General features: G+C 33.2%; 21 protein-coding genes and 1 tRNA gene. 8 read left to right on the top strand and 14 right to left on the bottom strand.

The features are described 5' to 3' along the window. Window positions 1-6: 6 nt before the first annotated feature. The 4 genes from ACMT7R_RS04990 to ACMT7R_RS05005 form a co-directional block, all read right to left on the bottom strand. Window positions 7-267, bottom strand: a complete 261-nt coding sequence (locus ACMT7R_RS04990; RefSeq protein WP_415310396.1) for a hypothetical protein — start codon at window positions 265-267, stop codon at window positions 7-9. After that, complete coding sequence (locus tag ACMT7R_RS04995) at window positions 254-517, bottom strand: hypothetical protein (RefSeq protein ID WP_415310397.1); 264 nt, start codon at window positions 515-517, stop codon at window positions 254-256. Before ACMT7R_RS04995 ends, ACMT7R_RS04990 begins: the two co-directional genes overlap by 14 nt. Window positions 518-2,843: 2,326 nt before the next feature. Further along, window positions 2,844-5,015, bottom strand: a complete 2,172-nt coding sequence (locus ACMT7R_RS05000) for a penicillin-binding protein activator (protein ID WP_415310399.1) — start codon at window positions 5,013-5,015, stop codon at window positions 2,844-2,846. A gap of 174 nt (window positions 5,016-5,189) precedes the next feature. After that, window positions 5,190-5,759, bottom strand: a complete 570-nt coding sequence (locus ACMT7R_RS05005; protein WP_415310400.1) for a hypothetical protein — start codon at window positions 5,757-5,759, stop codon at window positions 5,190-5,192. Window positions 5,760-6,265: 506 nt separating this feature from the next. On the opposite strand from ACMT7R_RS05005, the gene ACMT7R_RS05010 reads away from it, so the two are divergent. Then, a complete protein-coding gene (locus ACMT7R_RS05010) occupies window positions 6,266-6,814 on the top strand; it encodes an HdeD family acid-resistance protein (protein WP_415310401.1) in 549 nt (182 codons plus the stop codon). Between the two features lie 889 nt (window positions 6,815-7,703). Then, window positions 7,704-7,937 carry an Lrp/AsnC family transcriptional regulator gene (locus ACMT7R_RS05015; RefSeq protein ID WP_415310402.1) on the top strand — a complete coding sequence of 78 codons (234 nt, stop codon included), beginning with the start codon at window positions 7,704-7,706 and terminating at the stop codon, window positions 7,935-7,937. 1,290 nt (window positions 7,938-9,227) lie between these two features. Here ACMT7R_RS05015 and ACMT7R_RS05020 read toward each other — a convergent pair. The 7 genes from ACMT7R_RS05020 to ACMT7R_RS05050 form a co-directional block, all read right to left on the bottom strand. Then, window positions 9,228-9,467, bottom strand: a complete 240-nt coding sequence (locus ACMT7R_RS05020) for a hypothetical protein (protein WP_415310404.1) — start codon at window positions 9,465-9,467, stop codon at window positions 9,228-9,230. 243 nt (window positions 9,468-9,710) lie between these two features. Continuing rightward, window positions 9,711-9,908 carry a hypothetical protein gene (locus ACMT7R_RS05025; protein ID WP_415310405.1) on the bottom strand — a complete coding sequence of 66 codons (198 nt, stop codon included), beginning with the start codon at window positions 9,906-9,908 and terminating at the stop codon, window positions 9,711-9,713. A gap of 457 nt (window positions 9,909-10,365) precedes the next feature. After that, on the bottom strand, window positions 10,366-10,506 hold the full coding sequence (locus ACMT7R_RS05030; RefSeq protein WP_415310407.1) for a hypothetical protein: 141 nt from the start codon (window positions 10,504-10,506) through the stop codon (window positions 10,366-10,368). 252 nt (window positions 10,507-10,758) lie between these two features. Beyond that, window positions 10,759-11,028, bottom strand: a complete 270-nt coding sequence (locus ACMT7R_RS05035; RefSeq protein WP_415310408.1) for a hypothetical protein — start codon at window positions 11,026-11,028, stop codon at window positions 10,759-10,761. A gap of 389 nt (window positions 11,029-11,417) precedes the next feature. Beyond that, window positions 11,418-11,615 carry a hypothetical protein gene (locus ACMT7R_RS05040; protein WP_415310410.1) on the bottom strand — a complete coding sequence of 66 codons (198 nt, stop codon included), beginning with the start codon at window positions 11,613-11,615 and terminating at the stop codon, window positions 11,418-11,420. Window positions 11,616-12,913: 1,298 nt separating this feature from the next. Further along, entirely contained in the window at window positions 12,914-13,189 is a 276-nt protein-coding gene (locus tag ACMT7R_RS05045; RefSeq protein WP_415310412.1) for a hypothetical protein, read from the bottom strand. Beyond that, window positions 13,165-13,248 (bottom strand) — tRNA-Ser (locus ACMT7R_RS05050). The genes ACMT7R_RS05045 and ACMT7R_RS05050 overlap by 25 nt, the downstream gene beginning before the upstream one ends. 155 nt (window positions 13,249-13,403) lie before the next feature. Here ACMT7R_RS05050 and ACMT7R_RS05055 point away from each other — a divergent pair. Beyond that, entirely contained in the window at window positions 13,404-13,655 is a 252-nt protein-coding gene (locus ACMT7R_RS05055) for an Lrp/AsnC family transcriptional regulator (RefSeq protein ID WP_415310414.1), read from the top strand. Between the two features lie 20 nt (window positions 13,656-13,675). On the opposite strand, the gene ACMT7R_RS05060 is transcribed toward ACMT7R_RS05055, so the two are convergent. Then, window positions 13,676-14,950, bottom strand: coding sequence for an aminotransferase class V-fold PLP-dependent enzyme (locus ACMT7R_RS05060; protein ID WP_415310416.1), 1,275 nt, complete (start codon window positions 14,948-14,950; stop codon window positions 13,676-13,678). A gap of 85 nt (window positions 14,951-15,035) precedes the next feature. Between ACMT7R_RS05060 and ACMT7R_RS05065 the strand changes: the two genes are divergently transcribed. Then, on the top strand, window positions 15,036-15,743 hold the full coding sequence (locus ACMT7R_RS05065) for a hypothetical protein (protein ID WP_415310417.1): 708 nt from the start codon (window positions 15,036-15,038) through the stop codon (window positions 15,741-15,743). A gap of 7 nt (window positions 15,744-15,750) precedes the next feature. On the opposite strand, the gene ACMT7R_RS05070 is transcribed toward ACMT7R_RS05065, so the two are convergent. Continuing rightward, window positions 15,751-16,080 carry a hypothetical protein gene (locus ACMT7R_RS05070; protein ID WP_415310419.1) on the bottom strand — a complete coding sequence of 110 codons (330 nt, stop codon included), beginning with the start codon at window positions 16,078-16,080 and terminating at the stop codon, window positions 15,751-15,753. Window positions 16,081-16,142: 62 nt separating this feature from the next. Here ACMT7R_RS05070 and tmk point away from each other — a divergent pair, with 62 nt between their 5' ends. From tmk to pyrH, 3 genes are read left to right on the top strand one after another with little or no spacing between them, the layout of a single operon-like run. After that, window positions 16,143-16,745 carry a dTMP kinase gene (tmk, locus tag ACMT7R_RS05075; RefSeq protein ID WP_415310421.1) on the top strand — a complete coding sequence of 201 codons (603 nt, stop codon included), beginning with the start codon at window positions 16,143-16,145 and terminating at the stop codon, window positions 16,743-16,745. Between the two features lie 42 nt (window positions 16,746-16,787). After that, window positions 16,788-18,101 carry an HD domain-containing protein gene (locus tag ACMT7R_RS05080; RefSeq protein ID WP_415310422.1) on the top strand — a complete coding sequence of 438 codons (1,314 nt, stop codon included), beginning with the start codon at window positions 16,788-16,790 and terminating at the stop codon, window positions 18,099-18,101. 34 nt (window positions 18,102-18,135) lie between these two features. Further along, window positions 18,136-18,825, top strand: a complete 690-nt coding sequence (gene pyrH / locus ACMT7R_RS05085; RefSeq protein WP_415310424.1) for a UMP kinase — start codon at window positions 18,136-18,138, stop codon at window positions 18,823-18,825. Here pyrH and ACMT7R_RS05090 read toward each other — a convergent pair. After that, window positions 18,812-19,132: a hypothetical protein gene (locus tag ACMT7R_RS05090; protein ID WP_415310426.1), complete on the bottom strand. Its 321-nt coding sequence runs from the start codon at window positions 19,130-19,132 to the stop codon at window positions 18,812-18,814. The genes pyrH and ACMT7R_RS05090 overlap by 14 nt on opposite strands. Before the next feature lie 133 nt (window positions 19,133-19,265). Here ACMT7R_RS05090 and ACMT7R_RS05095 point away from each other — a divergent pair, with 133 nt between their 5' ends. Next, entirely contained in the window at window positions 19,266-19,577 is a 312-nt protein-coding gene (locus ACMT7R_RS05095) for a twin-arginine translocase TatA/TatE family subunit (protein ID WP_415310427.1), read from the top strand. Window positions 19,578-19,630: the final 53 nt, after the last annotated feature.

The following is a 19,630-nucleotide window of genomic DNA, read 5'->3' on the forward strand; positions in this document are numbered from 1 at the left end:
TAGCATTTATTGTAATCCATGATACTCGATCTTTCTCTTTAGGATTAGTGAATGAATTTTTTCTAGTTCAATTTGCAATGATTGTAATTCTTTTTTCTTTTGTTCAATATATTCAGGGACTTGGTGAATAGAAATCCCTAGTCCCATAGCGAACCTATGAACTTGATGTATTTCTTTAACAAAATTTGAAAAAGTTTGATTCGCTTTGAAACAATGAATATCTATTTCCGTAAGTAATTTTTCCATCTCTATCTCAGAAGAACCCATTTGTTCTAACAAATTTTTTTATCCTTATGCCCAATGCCACGTCACTAAGACTCAAGCCTTCTTGGTATATCTTCACAGCAACTGCTCTTAACACATCCAAGTCTGGAATTTTGCATTTAAACAACTCTATGATTCTGTATACACTACCATAACCTATACCAGTATAGAGAGCTATGGCATTAACCGGTATGCCAAAAATCCATTGTTCAAGAACCCTGATTTTGATTTCATGTGGGATGCGTTTTGCCAAAATCTTAACATACTTATATATAAACTTACAGTTATAAAGAAAACAAACTCCTTCCCATAAAATTTGGAAAACTAACACCCATAAACTCTGAACGGATAAGATTTTGATACATTTGGACGAGAGATTGACCACTGTTTGAAGGAGTCTTGATAGCGGTTGGACCAGTGAAATAGAGATGGATATGATTCTGATAGCACTTTGGTCATATAAGCCAGTCCACACTTACATCTTATGAACCGATTTGGTATGATGCGATCCCAATACTCTCAATATTATAATCACATGCCCGGTCAGGTACGACTTGATCTATCGTTAACTCATATCTGAGTGTAGAATTGATTATCAGTTGTCAGTATAGCCATAACTTTCTTGCGGTACCTTCCTGAGGTTTAATTCAAGATGTTTTGTTAGAGGAAGCAATTCAGATTATTCCTGATTAGTACTCTCTGGCTGGATTTTCTTATATCTTGTTTGATTTTATATTGATTTGTTATCTATTACAAAAATATCTGTTTGCTTTGGTTAGTATATTATTAATTATTTTTATGAAATAAAAAAATTGGTATCTCGTCAAATGCTTATATCCAAGGGTTTCCATTTAGTCGTTTGCAATATCATATATTCCACACACGTTTGGATAATCTTTGCCTTTTGAGCCATGTATATCTTGGGCCACATGGTGGAAGAATTCGTAATACCACTCCCAATTTGGTCGCAATCGTTTCTATGCTACACCTTCGTAGATTAGGATAGAGTCTATAGAAGTTATGCATTACGATTGGTCAATTCTCTGCGTTTTAAATGTAGTTCAGAGGCGATGAAAATATATAGCAGAATATCCGATTATCGACACTTTGCTCATTAAATGAGGAGGATGTTTCTTACTTTAGTATGACTTATGACCTTCATAGTATTCAATTCCTTAGATACATCTTACAGTAACTTGTAAAGACCATATTAAAAACATAATTCATAGTCTTTGTTTGGACTTTTATTGTTATTTGAGCAATTTTTTCTTCACTATCCTTATCTATCATGACTATTTGTATGGATTAGTTTTGGAAATGATCCACTCAATATTTACTTATTGAAACTATGAGTCAATTTTCTTATACTAATATCATAGGAGTTGGTGATTATCTCTCCTTATCTTGGGAACCATATACCCATTTAATTTAGATGATTCTCTTTACAAATCGTTGTATTCTTTATCGTCTTACACGATCATTTCTTGTCATGTGTTTGTTTTAAAATCAATAATAGTTTTGAGAAATGGATCCTTAATAATGATGTAAATTGAAGGGTTGGTCTGATGTGTCGAAATTAAAGTGGAAATTAGCGGCACTATTTACAAACATAGACAATCATTTGTTCACAAATCTATCAGTCAAATATTCAATATTGGCTTGGAATAAAAACTTTAATACGAGACGGTTTTTAGTTTATTCGTATGAGTGACCTAAAACGCACAATGCCTATTTGCTTTACGCCAGACCAAATAAAATTATTGGAAAAATATGCGAGAGAAAAGGGAATGTTGAATTTTAGTCAAGCAGTAGAGCAGATTATATTAAGTAATGCAAAGGTTTGATTTGGTGTATAAATAAAAATAAAATTTTCTTGTTTTTATATTCTCAAGCGGCAATTGAACATATTGGCTAATTCACAAAATTGTCGTTGAAAACAAATTGTCAAACGTTAAAAACCTGGATACAAATTTGATAATTGCAAAAAGTTTTAAATTTTGTCCAATCATACTCAGATAAAGTTATGAGATTCATAGTCATGTTTTCTATGTTAAAAAAGCACTGTTGCCCAGATTGTGGAAAGAAATACAGAAGATTAGAGCATTTAATGCATCATCAGGTGCTAGTTCATGAAGTATCCAAGCCCTACGATTGCTCTAATTGTGGTAAAAATTTTGGAGACATGGATCTATTGAAGGCCCATATTAGGAAGGACCATTCTTTAAAGCGAAAATCTGAATCCAATTAAAATAAAAGGCTAGTTTAATCTTTCCAAAAATGCAATCAGTGGCTTGCTTTTTCCCACATGTATTCGTCCTGAGAGAGCTGCCTCCATACTCCAAAACTCCCACACCTTGGACATTTTGTTCTTTTCATAAACTGTTCCACAGTTTCATTATGTTTGGGTTTAATGATGTCCCTTAATCCACATTTGCATTTCATGATATTTGACATCAAGTTATTATGATCTAGACATTCAAGTATATAAGAGAGATCAAAATTGAAACATCAAATTAAAATCCAACTAAAATTGTTAAAAGAGACTTGAAAGCTTCGCATCTATGAGGAACAAAAGTGATTTAGTGAGTTACAGTGTGTGTAGTTGTGCTATTGTTACTTTCCTTGTGCCATTCGTAATGCTGGGTAGTATTATCTTTGGTAACATACCAAAAATCATAATTGTCACTTGTTCTGTCTCCTGCAGCGTTTAGATCAATGCTGCCTGTTATTCCCTCATAAGATTCTGAAACCTCGGTAAGAATTTGATTAAAGTCTGTAATATTTTCATTATTTCGATTACTATCAGTGGAGTCGGAATATCTGTCCAGCGACTTTGCCGCAATCCAAAACGAATCATAAGCTAATGCCGGATATGTGATCGAGCTTCCATGATCTGATTCTAGCAAGTCCCTCTCAAATTCAGATAACTTTACCGAATCACTATAGATCGAAAATAAGGGATTGGCAAAATGAGTTTGAGAGGCAAAAATCGACGAGTCTATGTTCTTGGTGATGTGATGGTTTTCTGCAATGCTATCGCTACCATACCATCTGACTTTTCCAAGTTTATCGAATAACTGAGCTTGTATCAGTATTGGTGTTATTTCATCATAAGAAATGGTGTAGACACCTACTGAATTTGGGCCATGTTCGGCGACTGCCTCAGATACAATTTCATTTAATTTCTTCAACTCTTGGTTCCACATTATAAAATTGATTCTGTGCAAACTTGTAGCAAATTTGCCAGTATAAGGCGAATAGTTTATACCTTCTTCAACTTTTCCGCCCAATTTTTCAAAGTGTTCTGTCGTTGCGTTTTCTAATGCATTTCCGTAGATATCGCCTCTCCAAAAAGGTACGATAACCTTCATACCATCATTAATCATTTTCTCAGCCATGACTTTTCCTTGAGTGATATCGTCTGGTACTAATCTAAACAAATTATCTCCTGCAATTGAGAGGATCGGGGAGGTACTTGCATAACTTAACAAAGTCATGTTGTTCTCGTTTGCATAGTCTTTAACCGCTTCTACCACCGTACTTGTTGCAGGCCCAACTACTACTTTTACTCCCTGGGAATCTAGCCTCTTAATTGCTGCAAGAGATTCTTGTGGACTGGTCTTTGAATCATCTAAAATCAATTTAACTCGAGAAGAGGAGTTTATATTTTGAAAATATTCATTGACCTCTTTTTCTGCCATATAAAGGGCAGCAATAACAGGCTTTCCAATTGAAGAGAGTGATCCAGTCTTAGGCACAATTGCACCTATTAATTTGACGTCTTTATTATCGGAATCTAAACTGTCCATGTTCGAATCAGGATTGGCTTGTAAAACACCTATACCGTCATCAGAAAATTCTATGGTATTTGTAGCGAATAACAATGTTACAGAGAAGACTAATACACCTCCGACTAGTCCAGAAATGACTTTCTTATTGAATGAATTGTTGCCCACAAACTTGTTTTTGAATTTGAGCCGGTCTAAATTCCAATTACTAGAGTAACGAATATACCATATCAAACCTCCAGAAATCAACAAATAGTGAGCAGATATGAGGACTGCAGAAATCCAAATCTGGTCCACAAATGCAGTTAATACTATTATTGCAAACCAGCTATCTCCGATTACAATGGCCAAAAGACCTATAAGCTCACAAATCCAGGGAATTGACATTTCTTTTTCATTCTTGAGATTCAACAATATTGTCAAGGCCAAAACAGTAAGAACTGAATTTAAAATTGGATAAGTGATTGTGACCAAAAAGAGCATGAGCCCTCTAAAGTTGGAAATCTCTGTCAAGCTCAGAGTTAAATTCAAAATGTATGCTAGAAATAGTCCGGTTCCTATCGTTATAATGTAAATTATGTTTTTATTGCTTACTTTATCTAAGTTCTTGTATGTTACTATTAAGCGAAATATTAAGAATCCATATGCAGACATGAGGAAAAGGTCGGCTAGAGAAGGCACAGGTGATACAATATCTAGTACTAACTCATAGTAACCCCAAACTATATTGGCTAAGAAGTAAAAGATTAGCCCGATTGTCAAGTATACGGCGGTCTTGTCTTTTTTGATGCTGTGTCTTTCTTTAAGAATTGCAAATATTGAAAGGGCCGAGGCTATGGCTGAATTTATTATAAGCATCCAACTGGAGTAAATTATTTTAGCATCCGAATCAGCAAAAATAATCAAAAGGTTTGCAAATGATATAGCAAAAATTAATGCGATAAAGAAGTAAATCGGATGCAACTATTCCCTTTTACTTCGGATATTCTACAGGATTATTAAACTTTTAACTAATAAATGGATACTAATGATATGTTGTATTATTTAGCAATCTTAATTGGTCGGGCATAACATATGGTTGTTCAAAAAAATTATTTGGGATGAACTATTTTTAGTAAACACACTAGCTAATAATCCTTACTCGATTTCCACCGCTGGACTATTGATGACAATGTTAGATTTCTCAATGGTAAGCTCGCCCCTTGCTTCGGCATCCAAAATCTCACTAGTGGATTTTAATATTCTCGGTTCTGTGTCATTATTCCACTTCACATAATTGATTTCAAATAATGGACTATAGCCTTCTTCTCCACCACTAGCAGAAGCAACTGGTAACTGATGTTGGAATGTCCCATTTCCGATTATCCCATTTACAAAAACATAACCCTGCTGACGAGAAATTTCTGAAGTATTACTCAGGGTAGGTGCGTAATTAACTTTAAATTTAGTTGTATTTGTTACCGATGAAACAATCATTTCCTCTGAAGCATCCGTACTAATAAAGTATGATAAATTTCCATTCACATATCCCTTTTCAACCGGAATACTTATTGAAATTGGAGCATCAGCTTCTGAATTTGAAGTATTAGTAAGTGAGGTATTTGCGGTTTCACTGGCGTTTCCTGTTTGAGCATTACTTGTGCCCACATAGAAAATGGTTGTGATAATAGAAAGCCCGATGATCAAACCTATGATAATAGTTTTCATAATCTTTTCCTTTCTATACAGTGATTGCTGCTCTATAAAAGAATTTCCTAGTCTAAATCACCTAGATAAAAGTGACATCAAAATACAGAAATTGTTTGAAAATCTAGAGATTAATGATCAAACAAAGAGCATACTTCAAACAAGAAGTTTTGAAAAAGAGGGCATGGATATCAATCAAATTGCATGGACGTAATAACCGTTGTAAACAATAACAATCATATGTTGATAAACAATTACTAAAATTAGTTAATACCGATAGTTATTCAACAATGAGATTATTACGGGATCATAATAGAAGAAAGGGTATAGTTTCTACCATAAATGATATCATGGTACCAAATTATATATTAATGTTATAAAAAAATTAAATAATGGATCTCCATAGAAGTAATGGGATAAAAATGAAATACTTTCCATTTAGAGAAATTATTGCTCAAGTATATGACGACCACAACTTAGGTATACAATTTCGTTATTTTGGTACAACCAGAAAGGTGAAAAATTGAATGGCTGTTGAAAAATCACCATCATGGGTAAGAATGGCCCAGATCGGGTTAGGGATAATAATCCTAATTTTGTCAATTATTGTATTGATTAATCCCATTTTGGGATCCATATCAGTAATTATATTCCTAGCCTTTTTGTTGTTATTTGCGGGAATAGAAAAAATAGTAAGTGGTATTGTTTTTTCTGGTAAAAGTAGATTTATTAGTATTGGACTAGGCATAATAGTAGTTATTGTTTCTATAGTGGCTCTCATGTATCCAGTGGGAGCAGGAATATTCGTTGTATTGCTTCTGGGTATCGCACTATTGATAGATGGAATATCCAGAATTGTCCATTCTATTAAAGATGTCAAAAGTAGTAAGTGGTCTAAATATTTCGGAATTGGTGTCGGAATACTATCCATAGTTCTGGCGATAGTGGTGATTGCCTATCCCGGTATAGGGCTTGCATTAGCAGGAATATTAATTGGAATTGCATTGTTGATAACTAGTATCCAAATTATCTCTGCAGGGATTACGGGTGAGAAACAAAGAAACAGATTGATTTAAGCCCTTTATACCTTTCTTATGACATACTTATTGTTTTTCCAAAAATAATTCCTAAATTTGTAGTGTAATGGTAATAAAGAGTATGATCAGAAATCGATCTCTTGATTTTAGTTGCCTGACTATGATCTACGAAAGGAGAATCCAGGGCAGGATTTAGTCGTTTAAATCAAATAGTACTTTTACAAAAAGAGACAGTCAGAATTGACATCTTTCGTCTCTGAAATTTTAAAGTATTAATCGTCTCAGGTATACTCTACAACTATTTATCTTTCATCTAGAAAAATTGTTTTTCTAGGACGAGCACCCATTGCATATAGGTGGGATTAATTTTACATGAATGGCGAATAATGAATCCGAGTCGCAAAAGAGTCGCAAAAGAGGGAGATGATATATATTAAAGAAAAACTGAAAAATATCTCTTCACATAATAAGAAAAATGTATCAATATTAGTTTTATGAAGACCCTTTATGCGGGTAACGTCGAAATATAATCAACAGATTACACATGCTAAATCTAAAATCAGAGGATATTAATGTTCTTATCTCTTTGGGGACTGGGAGATAACCGTATGTTACCATTGCTCAATCCTTGATTTGAATTCTATTACCGATTTAAAGTGTACTGCAAAAATCTAATGATTCAAAAATGATGTAAATTAATATTCCGAAAATCTCATTAATCGGGAAGTCACACAACTCTTTTTATTTGGTTGAGACCTGAATCTTTGATCTGTAAATTAATGACTCGCAAAAAACCATTAATGTCTCAGGTAGTTCTTTTCATCCCCAATGTTAGATGACCTATCTCTCATAACTATATTTTTCCCATTCAGGTTATAACTTTCTGACCTAAACAAAGTCTTTATAATTTAGCAATATTTCAATTAGTATGCCTACGGCGTATATCTTGTTATGTTGTGATCTAGGATCTGAGAATGAAGTTTTGGAAGAAATTAAACAAATCCCTGAAGTTGAGGAAGTAAATAGAGTGTTTGGAGTTTACGACATGATAGTTAAAATCTCCTCAGACAATATGGATAAATTAAAAGAGATCATTGCCATGAAGATAAGAAAAATGGACAAAGTTCGATCAGTGTTGACTATAATAAGAACCGAGAGCTAACTTGATTAACTTGGCTATGTCAACTTGTGCGTCAACCTTATCCATGACACACCTATTGTTCTAAGCGTTGAGGCAACAAGGGTGATCAAACTTTCAGTTTGATTTTCTGTACGAAACATACTGATCGTCAAAGTATTAGGTTCCTTTTTGATTGGATACTTTGTTCATTGATCTAATCGTTCTTAGTCGGACTGATCAAGCCTTAATATAAATTCAAGAATAAAGCGCGGGGAGTGGGATTCGAATCTATTAGGTTATCTTGGGGGTTGTATTATATAAAAAATATGAACGAACGACCTAAGTAATGGTTTGTTATTATATTTGATTTGATATAAACCAAATGAATTACAAAACATCAATTAAGATCCTTAACTGTCATTCGAATAGAATTTTCAGTTTGAGATATTTGATTGAAAATAGAATAATCGCATAATAATAATAAAGTTACCAAGAAGATTAAGAGAATAAAAGATACAGGATAGATGTATGGACATGCCTAGTATGGTGATAGTTGACAAGCAAGCCATATTATTCGTCCTGTAATGCTTAACATATATCAGTTGGTACAGAATACACCGTATACTATAACCATCCATCTTTTAATTAAATATTAGCTGTATTCTCCGAATTGAGACTGAATAGCAAGAATAGTAATGATAGTTAACTAGTTTAAATTATTGTCAATAAAGAGGAAAGAAAGGTTGAGATGATTGATTACGTACTTATCCCGAATAGGTGATTTCTATCGTAGCACTCCTATCCTGCTCCCAATCATTGACCTGAATAACACAATTTTTTTTCAATAAATAAATTCTTGGTAGATGGTGGGTGCGCATTCTATGTAATGCTTATAGGTATAGTGCCCGCAACAGTATCTAATCTGAAAATAAGAACAACCAAGGATATGGATGAAATGTTATGAATTTCCTGGGGTACCTATCTTTTCTTTTGGCTGTGATTTTTACTACATCATTTATTCTATGCCTTGCGTTTCCGCAAATAATAACATAATAGGATCACAGAAAGAGCAAAGAAATTTTCAAGTAATAGACATTCTCTAAACAACTAATTCAATTCAACTTAATTTTAGATAATTACCCATTATGTGAGATTAACTCTTAAGCAGTGGCAAATTAGCTGTAGTTTAGCTCATTTGATATATTAAAGGATCTGGAAGACAAAAAAGCAATAACTGTACTAAAAAAAATCAATATTTATGGTATTAATATTATGGTAACTATTTCGTATGAGTTGGATGATATTTTTGTTCAATTATTTTATCTTATCTTATCAACCAGCTACATATTCAATGGCGATTGATTCGTCACAGTTGTATAAATTCAATCTCTTTAGCAACCTCTCTAGGTCATAATCATTATCAATATTTGTTTTTTCTTTTACTGCTACATATTGACTTTTGTAATTCTTTCTTAATTCGTCATAGTTGGAATAAAACCAATCAAAATTTCCTCTCAACTTTTCAAATTTTAAAAATCCATCATCATTTTCAAATAAAGAGTCAAGATCCATTCTTCATGACTGCATTTATTATAGTAAATTCTTACATAAAAATATTATGTAGTAATTCTATGGTACATCCGAATTTACAGTGACTCATTTTTTAAGTCATATGTATCCCGCAAGCGAAATACTATGCAAATTCGACCCAATTTGCTCCTTGATTTTTTATTCGTTCAAAAGCTTCTTTGCGGCTTATTCAGATTCTTCATTGGTCGTGTCTTTCTTGTGAGTTGCAGTTTCACAAATATGCCCTTACAGATCCTTATACCAACTAAATCTGTCCTCCCAAAAAGCTTTCATAGGTGGCATTAATACAGTTGCTTTCACTTTCTGAGCTCTATCAAATTTTTTATTGACGTCCTTAGAGTCTAAATTGAGACATACTGAATTTCCATCACCGGGTTTAGAAACAACCGCGTTCTGTCTGAAGGAACTCTTACATTTCTTCACTGCTGATAACTCATCGACTATCATAAGTATAGAGTGGCCAACAAAAATCACTCTATGAATTTTATCACTTTACCATCTTTGTTGGGAATACTGAGGCAGTATTTCCTCTGATACAACTAATATCTTTTTTAGATCTCAGTTAGCTTCTAAAGTACTTTTCATAAAAATATGAAGAGTAATTGATTCATACACTTTAAGAATTGGATTCATAATTTAAATAATATTAAACAGAAGTATTCTACAAACCATGGCATGTTATATTACATTAATGAAACATAGCGAATTTTTGACCAGGTTCTTCTAAAACCATTGAATGAATTTATTTCACGTCACTTGGAGTTAGGTATGTAGGACTTGATAGTTTGTTTTTAAGGTTTAACTTGATAAATGCTTGGGAGGGTTGATCAGAATTGTTAGTAATATTTCCTTTTGTCTCTGAATCATTCTCTTTCTTTTCTTATTTCGTAATTTTTGAATTTGATATCGATTCATCATTATCTGACATATCGAATTCATTGTCCTTATTTTGAGCTGGTTTAACTTCGTTGATTAAAGAGATTAATTTATCAAGCTCATCATTTTTATCTATCGATCGCATTTATCCTCTCCATACCCTTTATTTTTAAAATACGTTTCTAGATATGATCCTGGACATTCCTACTACTGCCTCTGCAGTTGCATCCAAACTCCTTTTCACAAATCCATCAGACCTATACATCGTGTATCCTCCAAAGAGTATTTTCATCATTAATATTTTCTTTTATTGCCATCTTTCTTTTGTTTTGTTGGATTTGGATTGAGAGAGTAATGACATGTAATTTAGGAACATTAGTATGTCATCCAATTGATCTTAGTTTATCTTTTCTTTAGCAGCGAGAACAGCTGATTTTGCTGTAAATAAGGGATTCTGCTTTTGAAGCATAGTCTTATAATCTGTTCCAGCAGCAAATAAATGGAATCTATTAGTATATGGAATTATTGGTGAGAATCCCGAATCGTCAAGAATGTCTAAAATATCTAATTTAATTATACACTTTGCTCTGCTGTCTTTTCTTGTTTTACTTCTCGTAGTTTTACTATTATTACTACAGATACCCACTTTCTTAAAATAAAATAACATTCAGAGCTTTAAGGATTAACTAATTAATTTATACCTGATTGGTTCTTTGCTCATGCTTTTTTCTTCCCTTGATTGTTTTTGGCGATTTATGATTACTTTAATACTATAGTAATGATTCTTGCAAGTTGTGGAGGAAACATTACTTTTATTTTTTCTTGGACAGACAGGAAATATCTTAAAGCAATTTTTTCATAAGTATTCCCGCTGTGATATCATTTGGACGAGATACCCAGTAGCACAGCCAACCATTATTTTACCATATCGGTTAACCATGTCACAGCCTCTAGAGATCAGTATGTCGTAAGTTGTTAGAGGGTTGGAGGGACCAATATAACTGCCCTTCGTATAATCAAAATCAATGTCACTTATCATTATTAGTTAGAACATTTTCAATTATCTGTTTTATCCATATATTCAGCTCCGTAGAATTTTCCACTTCTCAACCACATAACAAAGAGCTGAACATCTTTTTCCTCTTCCGCGATCCTTCCTATTTCAAACTGAGTTCTTGTTCTGTTTACTGGCCATTCTTTTTCCATCTTTTCAGTCTTTAACGGAGACCCGTAAATTCCACAGCCTAAAGTCATTTTTAAACAGCTAAATCTTCCCTGGCTTTGGTAATAATGGCAGCGTTTATCAAATCTTCAATCGCATGCTTTAGCAACTTTTCACCCCTATTAAACAAAGAATAATATGCTCTTAAAGTTTCACTTATTCCTTAATTTTTTAATTTTCACGAATATATGTTCTTACTAATAATTGGTCTCGAATAGTTCAATTTTTCTCACAGGTGAATACTAAATAACGTTTGCCAAAAAGTATTAAAGGTAACGGTTAAAGGAAAAAAATAATGAATAGTTAACTATAGTGAGAAAGAGATTAGCAACTTGTTGTTGTGCATAGCTCGCAGTCAAACATTTCCTAATCCCTCTACTTTACATAATAGGCATTATTGCGAATATTCTCTCATGCTTTGTTGGTAAGCAATCAAAATACATCAGAATTTTTAAGTATTTTGGTTTTTCATAATTCTATTGTATTGGTATAGAACATTTATTATTAAAATTTTACATAATTGAGTTGAATATTCAAATAATTAGAGACATAGTATCTAACCTGCAAAGTAATGACTAGCAAGTTCATTCTCTATTGAATAATTTGATAGTATTAACTGTTAAACTATTGTTTTAATTATAAATACAATCAAAATCACGTTAATACGCATTACGCATTGTAGCACTATGTATTCAAATGAGGATAAACACCAGATTTTTTCTAAAATAATTATTATAGATACATAAGTTGTGATAGAAGATAACTTATTTTATCCCATAAAAAAATTAAGCAATCAGGAGAATTTAGAAACAAAATCAAAGAAATTGCAAATTAGAATGTAAACGTAGTTGAACAATGGAAGTAAAAAAATTCACCAAAACTAGCTGAATTACTAGCTAATAATAAAAAAGGAGAAGATACTATTATGGATTAATATCCATGCTCTTCAATTTAACAGGTTTTAGATATTTTCGTTACTGCGTAGACCAATCTATTTACCACAGTTAGGACACATAAACTTACGAGTTAATTGATTATACTTTGTTTTTCTAGTTATGTAGTAAGCTTTCTTGCAAATTATGCAGTAAAAGGAAGAAGAGTAAGACGGTTGCGCTTTGCTAGCGTGAGCAGCAGAGATAGACAATTCCAATTTTTCACCTCATTAACTACTTATACTACAATCAACCTTAAAAATATAGAGCAATGGCTAATTATGGCCGGAAAATAGATAAAATTACTTATAAACCTTAACGAAACGACGTGGATTTATTATATAATTCATACCAAATATTTACTTGATACAGATTCTTAAGCAGAAGCAAATTATTGGCTACTGCGGATTGAAATCAAATAAACTCGATTGAGAACTTCTGTCTATGAGATCAGTACCACCTTGTCTTTTTGATTCCTTTTTCAAGTCTGATTTTGTCAATGAGTCTATCCTTTTAGTGATTATAGAATGGATATCTTTCTGCTGCTTTCCTTCAAAATTAGGATTATTAGCATGCGCCAAATTTGTCGTTCTATCATCTATTGCTTTTCTATAGCATTTAAAATTGTCGCATAAATCCCCAAGATAAGCGCGGGGAGTGGGATTCGAACCCACGAGTTCTTACGAACATGGGATTAGCAATCCCACGCCCTACCAGGCTAGGCGACCCCCGCTTTATAGATTATTTTTTAGTTAGGGTATATGAATTATATGCAAAAGTGGACTCATTTATTGTAAATTGTGTTTGTCTTATAATTCAAAATACTTTGAAATTTAGATACAACAGAGAATGAAAAACGTTTAATAATTCATATTCGATCCTAAAGACATGCCAACAGCCTATGTTTTGATAAATTGTGATTTGGGATCCGAGAGTGAGATAATAAGGAAAATTAAAGAAGTACCAGAAGTCGTTGAGGTGAATGGAGTATTTGGAGTTTACGACATAATAGTACGAGTCTCGTCTGACAATATGGATAAATTAAGAGAAATAATTACTTGGAGGATTCGCAAAATAGATAAAGTTCGCTCCACATTGACAATGATAGTTATAGAAGGGCAAGGCAAGAAAGACCTTTGATAGCTGGGCTCCCACCTTCTTTATAAGACAGTATTAATTAGTGATTTTATTACTTCACAAGTTCTTTGAATCTCGTCTTCCGAATTATAAAAGTGAGGAGATGCTCTCAAAATTTTTCGTCCACCAATTTCCCTTTCAGCTAGGATTATACCTTGTTCTTGTAACTTGAGATTTAGCTTTTGAACTCTGTCATTACTTTTCTTCTTGAAGGAAAAGGAAATTAGAGCTGATCTGTACTCTTCTTCATCTGCTTCATGAATTAGTAATTCCTTCAACTTTGAAAGATCGTTTCTCAATATTGTTGATAAGACCTTATTCCTCGCTTGGATTTTACATATTCCTATTCTTAACAAGTATCTCAACGATGCTTCTAATCCAGCAAGTCCAGGAAAATTTCTAAATGAAGCGTGATATTTTTCAGGGTATTTATTGAATTTAATCTTTTCGTAAGCTTCATCTTTTTTAGCTTGATAGACTTTTCCAACTTTGGGTTTCATTATTTCTGCTGAACCCGAACCAATATCCACTGGTTTCAATTCATCCATTAATTCCTTTTTCATGTATAGTACTCCCAATCCCAAAGGCCCACATACCCACTTGAAACTGGGAAATGTCATAAAGTCACATCTAATATCCTTTACATTAACTTCAATGGCGCCCACACTCTGTGCCCCATCGATTGAAAAGAATGTACACTTATTACTATTTTTAATAACCGTGCCAAGATATGCTACTGGTGTGATCGAGCCATTGTTATACATTATATGACTAGTTGATACCAATCGATAGGTATGTCTAGGAAATGTATCGTCGAATTCCTTAACTAACGAGCTACCTGTACTTTCCACGCTAACGCATGGAAAGGTGCTCAATCTTAAGTTATAATCTCCAACAGCTCTCAACCAGGGCAAATAATTAGAAAAATGTTCATTTCTAGAATTTCTTATGAGGATGTGTTCCTTTGGTTTCCAGATAATGCCATTTGATATCATATTAATCCCCTCAGTAGTGCTTTGGGTGAAAATGATTTCATCAGCCTTACTGTGGATAAGATCAGCTATCCTTTGTCTTACTTCGTATTTTAGGGTATCGAGATAATCGTTAAAATCTGGGGAATCAGGGCCAGTTTCAGAGTAGCGGATACAAAAATCTGTGATAGATTTGATAGTTGAAATGGGAAGAGGACTAATAGAACCATTATTCAAATAAATTTTCTTCTTTGTTATATTAAAGTCAGAACGAACCATGTCAAACAAAGCCTTATCAGATAAAGTCTGACCATTTTGATTACTCAATAAATATTAGATTCGTCATTGTTATTTAAGGTGTACTTATATCATCGTAACTAATCTAGTTTCGTTAATTAATACAGGTATAAACTTGGTGTATTATACGGAACCCAAAACAAAGCTAATCTTTCTAGAAAATATTGTTAGAGAATTAAGTTATAAGAATGCTCTAATAATAGATTTTGATACCCAACTCACAAATCTAAAGAAAAACACTTTAGTCAATTCAGAGTATCCAATTTTAAAAAGAACCAATTTGATTCTGCCATATATGCTAACTTTTCAAACTTTGATTGATGAAATCACCAATCATTGTAATTTAGGATCATTGATAGTAGTTGATTCATTAAACGGACTTTTGGATTACTTTGGAATTAACTTTTACCCAAATGGCAATGGTAAAACAAAAATCAAAAAAGACAAAAATATGACAAAGATGGATAACCTCTACGGAAATATCAAACATGCAGGTTACAAAGGGTTTTCTATTTTGAATATCTTATTCCAAAATCAATTCCTCAAAGATACGCCAATAGTGATTACTTCATATATTTCTAAAAGAGGTTTAGATAATCTGATAACGGAATTAGTCATGCTGGATGATAGTAAAAACAGGAATCGTAATCACTTTAGACGAATTTCTAATTCAGTTCTTAGCCTGGATTTTATTACAAATGATCATATGCTCGTTTGCACTGTAATAAAGAAAGAGACCAACAGAATGAAAGAGCCGATTGGGCATTTGAATTTCTTTCCTCAATCAATAAAAATTAAAATTAATATTCATGCGAACCCTTAGTTCATTTTTAGGCTTTCAGTTCCATAACCTTGTACATGAATATCATGGAGATGATTAAAATTAGAAAACCCGCTCCCAGTAAAGCATACTTTTCATTTATTTTAGTTGCAATAAAGGCTCTTGCTGTCAGGATTGCTCCAACTAATCCGAATAACAAGACCGTTATACCTATGAATGTTTCATAATTGTTTTGGACCGCTCGCGAGGGTAGAAATACTGCTTGATTGTAATTTTGACCCTCTAATACTGCATTTATCAAACCTGAGGTAAATGCAAAGTAAATTAGAATGTAAATACAGGCGACAATAAGTATGGGACTAATAACTTTAAGTTTCAATATGCTATTTGAATATAGAGGATTTATAAATTAAAACTTTGCCACTATCTTTGGAGCTTGGTGTGGACGCTAAAAATCTCGGTAGAATTATTGTATTGGAAGGTTTGGATAAGTCGGGAAAGACTACACAATCAAATTTATTATTTGATTATTTGAGTAAGAAAGAGCCAGGTAGTGCTGTATTGATGAGTTTCCCCGATTATTCTACACGAATAGGCAGTGAGATAAGGGCTTTCTTGGATGGTAAGGTAAGCTATAACAATGAAACGAAACATATGCTATTAGCGGCAAATAGATGGGAAAAGAAACAAGATATTGAAAAATTTCTCCATGAAGGGAAAACTGTAATTATGAATAGATACTACCAATCTAATCTCGCCTATGGACTAGCAAATGGTCTCCAAATGGATTGGCTTGAGAATCTTGAAAATGGGCTACCTAAAGAAGAAATTACTTTCATTTTAGATGTAATACCCGAAATATCTATTAAGCGTTTAACGAGCAATAATTTTGTTCCTGATGAATTTGAGCAAAATAGCGGATTCCTGAATAGAGCAAGAAATGAGTATTTGAAACTGGCAAAAATATTTGACTGGAAGGTTATCCCTTCAGACGTACCAAAATCCCTCCTTTTTGATGATATTCTTAAAAGACTTGGAGAATAATCTTTTATTGTTAAGAGAGTCCTAAGGGGTTAAGACTAAGAAATGTCTCTACAATATATCGGCGAAATCACAGATCCGATTCATAAGATCATAAAATATACCCTGGTTGAAAGGGAAATAATCGATACTTCAATTTTTCAAAGATTAAGACGTATCAGGCAACTTGCTGGAGCACATTTAGTTTATCCTGGTGCTTTGCATTCCAGATTTGAACATTCAATTGGTTCAATGTTCTTGGCTGGGCTTGCAGGACAAACATTACTTGAAAAGGGATATCTTGCTGATTCTGACGTCATACAGCTTTTGAGATTATCTGCATTATTGCATGATATAGGACATGGTCCTTTTTCACATCTTTTTGAGGAGATATTGAAGGAAACCACATCATTTTCTCATGAAAAATTGGGAGAGAGAATCATTTTGGAGACAGCAATTGCCGATATCTTAACCAGTAATGGATATGATCCAAAAATGATATCTTCTCTAAGCTTTGGAAAACATAAAACTATTTTCTTGAATGAAATAATCTCTGGGGGACTCTCTGTAGATTTGATGGACTATTTACCTAGGGATAGTTATTTTTCGGGAACTGAGTACGGCAAAATTGATTACCATAGGATCATAAACTCGTTGGAAGTTACTTCATCTAGTAAATTAGGTATTAATAAATCTGCACTATATTCTTACGAGTCGATGTTGATATCAAGATATCAGATGTTCAAATCTGTTTATTTTCATAAAACCGTAAGATCTGGTGAAGTAATGCTGTTGAATGCAATGAAATATTTAAATAAATCTCTGAATTTGACTGATTTGGCCTCTTTAGATCACTTTTTTAGCTTACATGATGAAAACGTGCTAGAATTACTCTGCAATGTCAATAACCTAGTTCTAAATCCTCAAGAAAATGCGTATGTAAATTTGGCTAGAGCCTATAGAAATAGAGATTTACTTAAGTGTATTTATGAATATTTCTCTTTATCTAAGCAGAGGCGAGGAGGAATACGTGTGAATCAAAAAGATAATTCTGATAGGGAATATCAAGAGACAGATTTGGAGCAAATATTTGAGAAACGAGTGACCAAACTAAAATCGATCGTAGAAAAATACCATAAAGTGGGTGAACAAGTATTTCTTGATATCTCTAGAGCGCCATCCATTCCGCTAGCGCCGAAGAAAGAAGAAGTCTCATCGATAATGGTTGTAGATAGAAAGGACGAATACGAAAAGTCGTTTGTTCAGATTCCTCTTATTCATGTAATTAGTGGTTACCTAGATATGATACGCGTATATACACAAAAGGAAAATAGAAAATTTTTTGAACAAATAATTAATGAACAAATTAGAGATTTCTAACGATTTTTATTATCTTTTCTCTAAGTGTCACATATTGGTTAAGCAGCGGATAGTAATAAAACTGAGCGGAAGCTTATTCGGATTCGATACTCAAGCAACGCAGTTAAAAGAATATGCGCAATTAATTAAAAAGATTGGTGAGCATTATCAACCCATAATTGTTACAGGCGGAGGAAAAATCGCGCGTTTTTATATTAATTTATCAAGAGAGCTGGGATTAGATGAAGCAGGACTCGACCTCACAGGCATTATGGTTTCGCACCTTAACGCCAGACTGCTTATTTCTGGACTGGGAGATCTTTGTTACCCGGCAACTCCCAAAAACTTGGAGGAAATATCTTTGGCTCTTGTTTCGGATAAGATAATAATAACAGGTGGTATTTACCCTGGCCAAAGTACCAACGCTACATCTGCGCTTATTGCAGAAAGGACTGGAGCGAAAAAGTTTTTCAATGCAACTGATGTTGAAGGGATTTATGATTCAGACCCCAGAACGAACCCCAAGGCAATGCTATTTGATTCGATAGATGTTAAAAGATGTATAGATATGTTAAGTAATGAAAACTCAATGGCCGGTACCTATGACCTAATGGACTTGATCAGTTTAAAAGTAATTGAAAGATCGAGACTGCCGACTGTAGTTTTCAAATCTAGTGTCGAAAATATTGAAAAGGTTGTTTTAGACGGAATTCGCAGAGGTACTGAAATAACTATATCGTCTTGATATCTCCTGAATATTCATCTAGTCCGTCTTCGATGATTTTCGAATAAATACTAGATCCTTGTTCAATTGTTAACGGTTTTGATTGGGCTTTTGCAAATCCAGATTCATCTGTAAGATATATTATCATTTGATTATTGTATATTATTTTCCCAGCAAAAGTTCCTTCTCCAACTGGCGCAAATCCACTACTGTTTTCCTCTTTCTTGATCGTATAAGTTGGCATTGCAAAACCAGTATATTCAAATAATTTTAATTGGGCTTCCTTGGCCCTTTTTTGACCTATGAAAGCTGCTTCATTATACTTCATGATTGTAATTTAAATGAGAAAATAATCATATTAAAATATGCTAGAAAAATCGAGGTTTGAAATCGCCATCGATGCAAATATTGGGATACATTATTAATATGTGTTTATTAGTAGGGATTGTGAAATAATTCTTATGGCATTCATAAATGGATTGGAATGGGTTATAATAATATTAGTTATTGTAGTCATCTTCTTTGGTGCCAAAAAAATACCCGAATTGGCTCGCTCGATGGGAAAAGCCACTAGCGAATTTCAAAAAGCTAGAATGGAAGCTAAAAAAACAATTGAAAATCAAACCGCGAATGAAGAAAATGAACAGCGTTCTGTTGACAGAGAAAAGTTAGAATCAATAGCGGAAACTTTAGGTGTTGATTACACAAATAAGGATGATCAAGATTTGAAAAATGCTATTGATGAAAAATTAAAAAAACAAGGGTCACAATAAACGAGAAATAAATCAAAAATATGCAAATCCGAATACTACAAATATAATATCAA

The sequence above is a fragment of the Candidatus Nitrosocosmicus sp. FF01 genome (genome assembly GCF_047711275.1).
In the GTDB taxonomy this organism is placed as follows: domain Archaea; phylum Thermoproteota; class Nitrososphaeria; order Nitrososphaerales; family Nitrososphaeraceae; genus Nitrosocosmicus.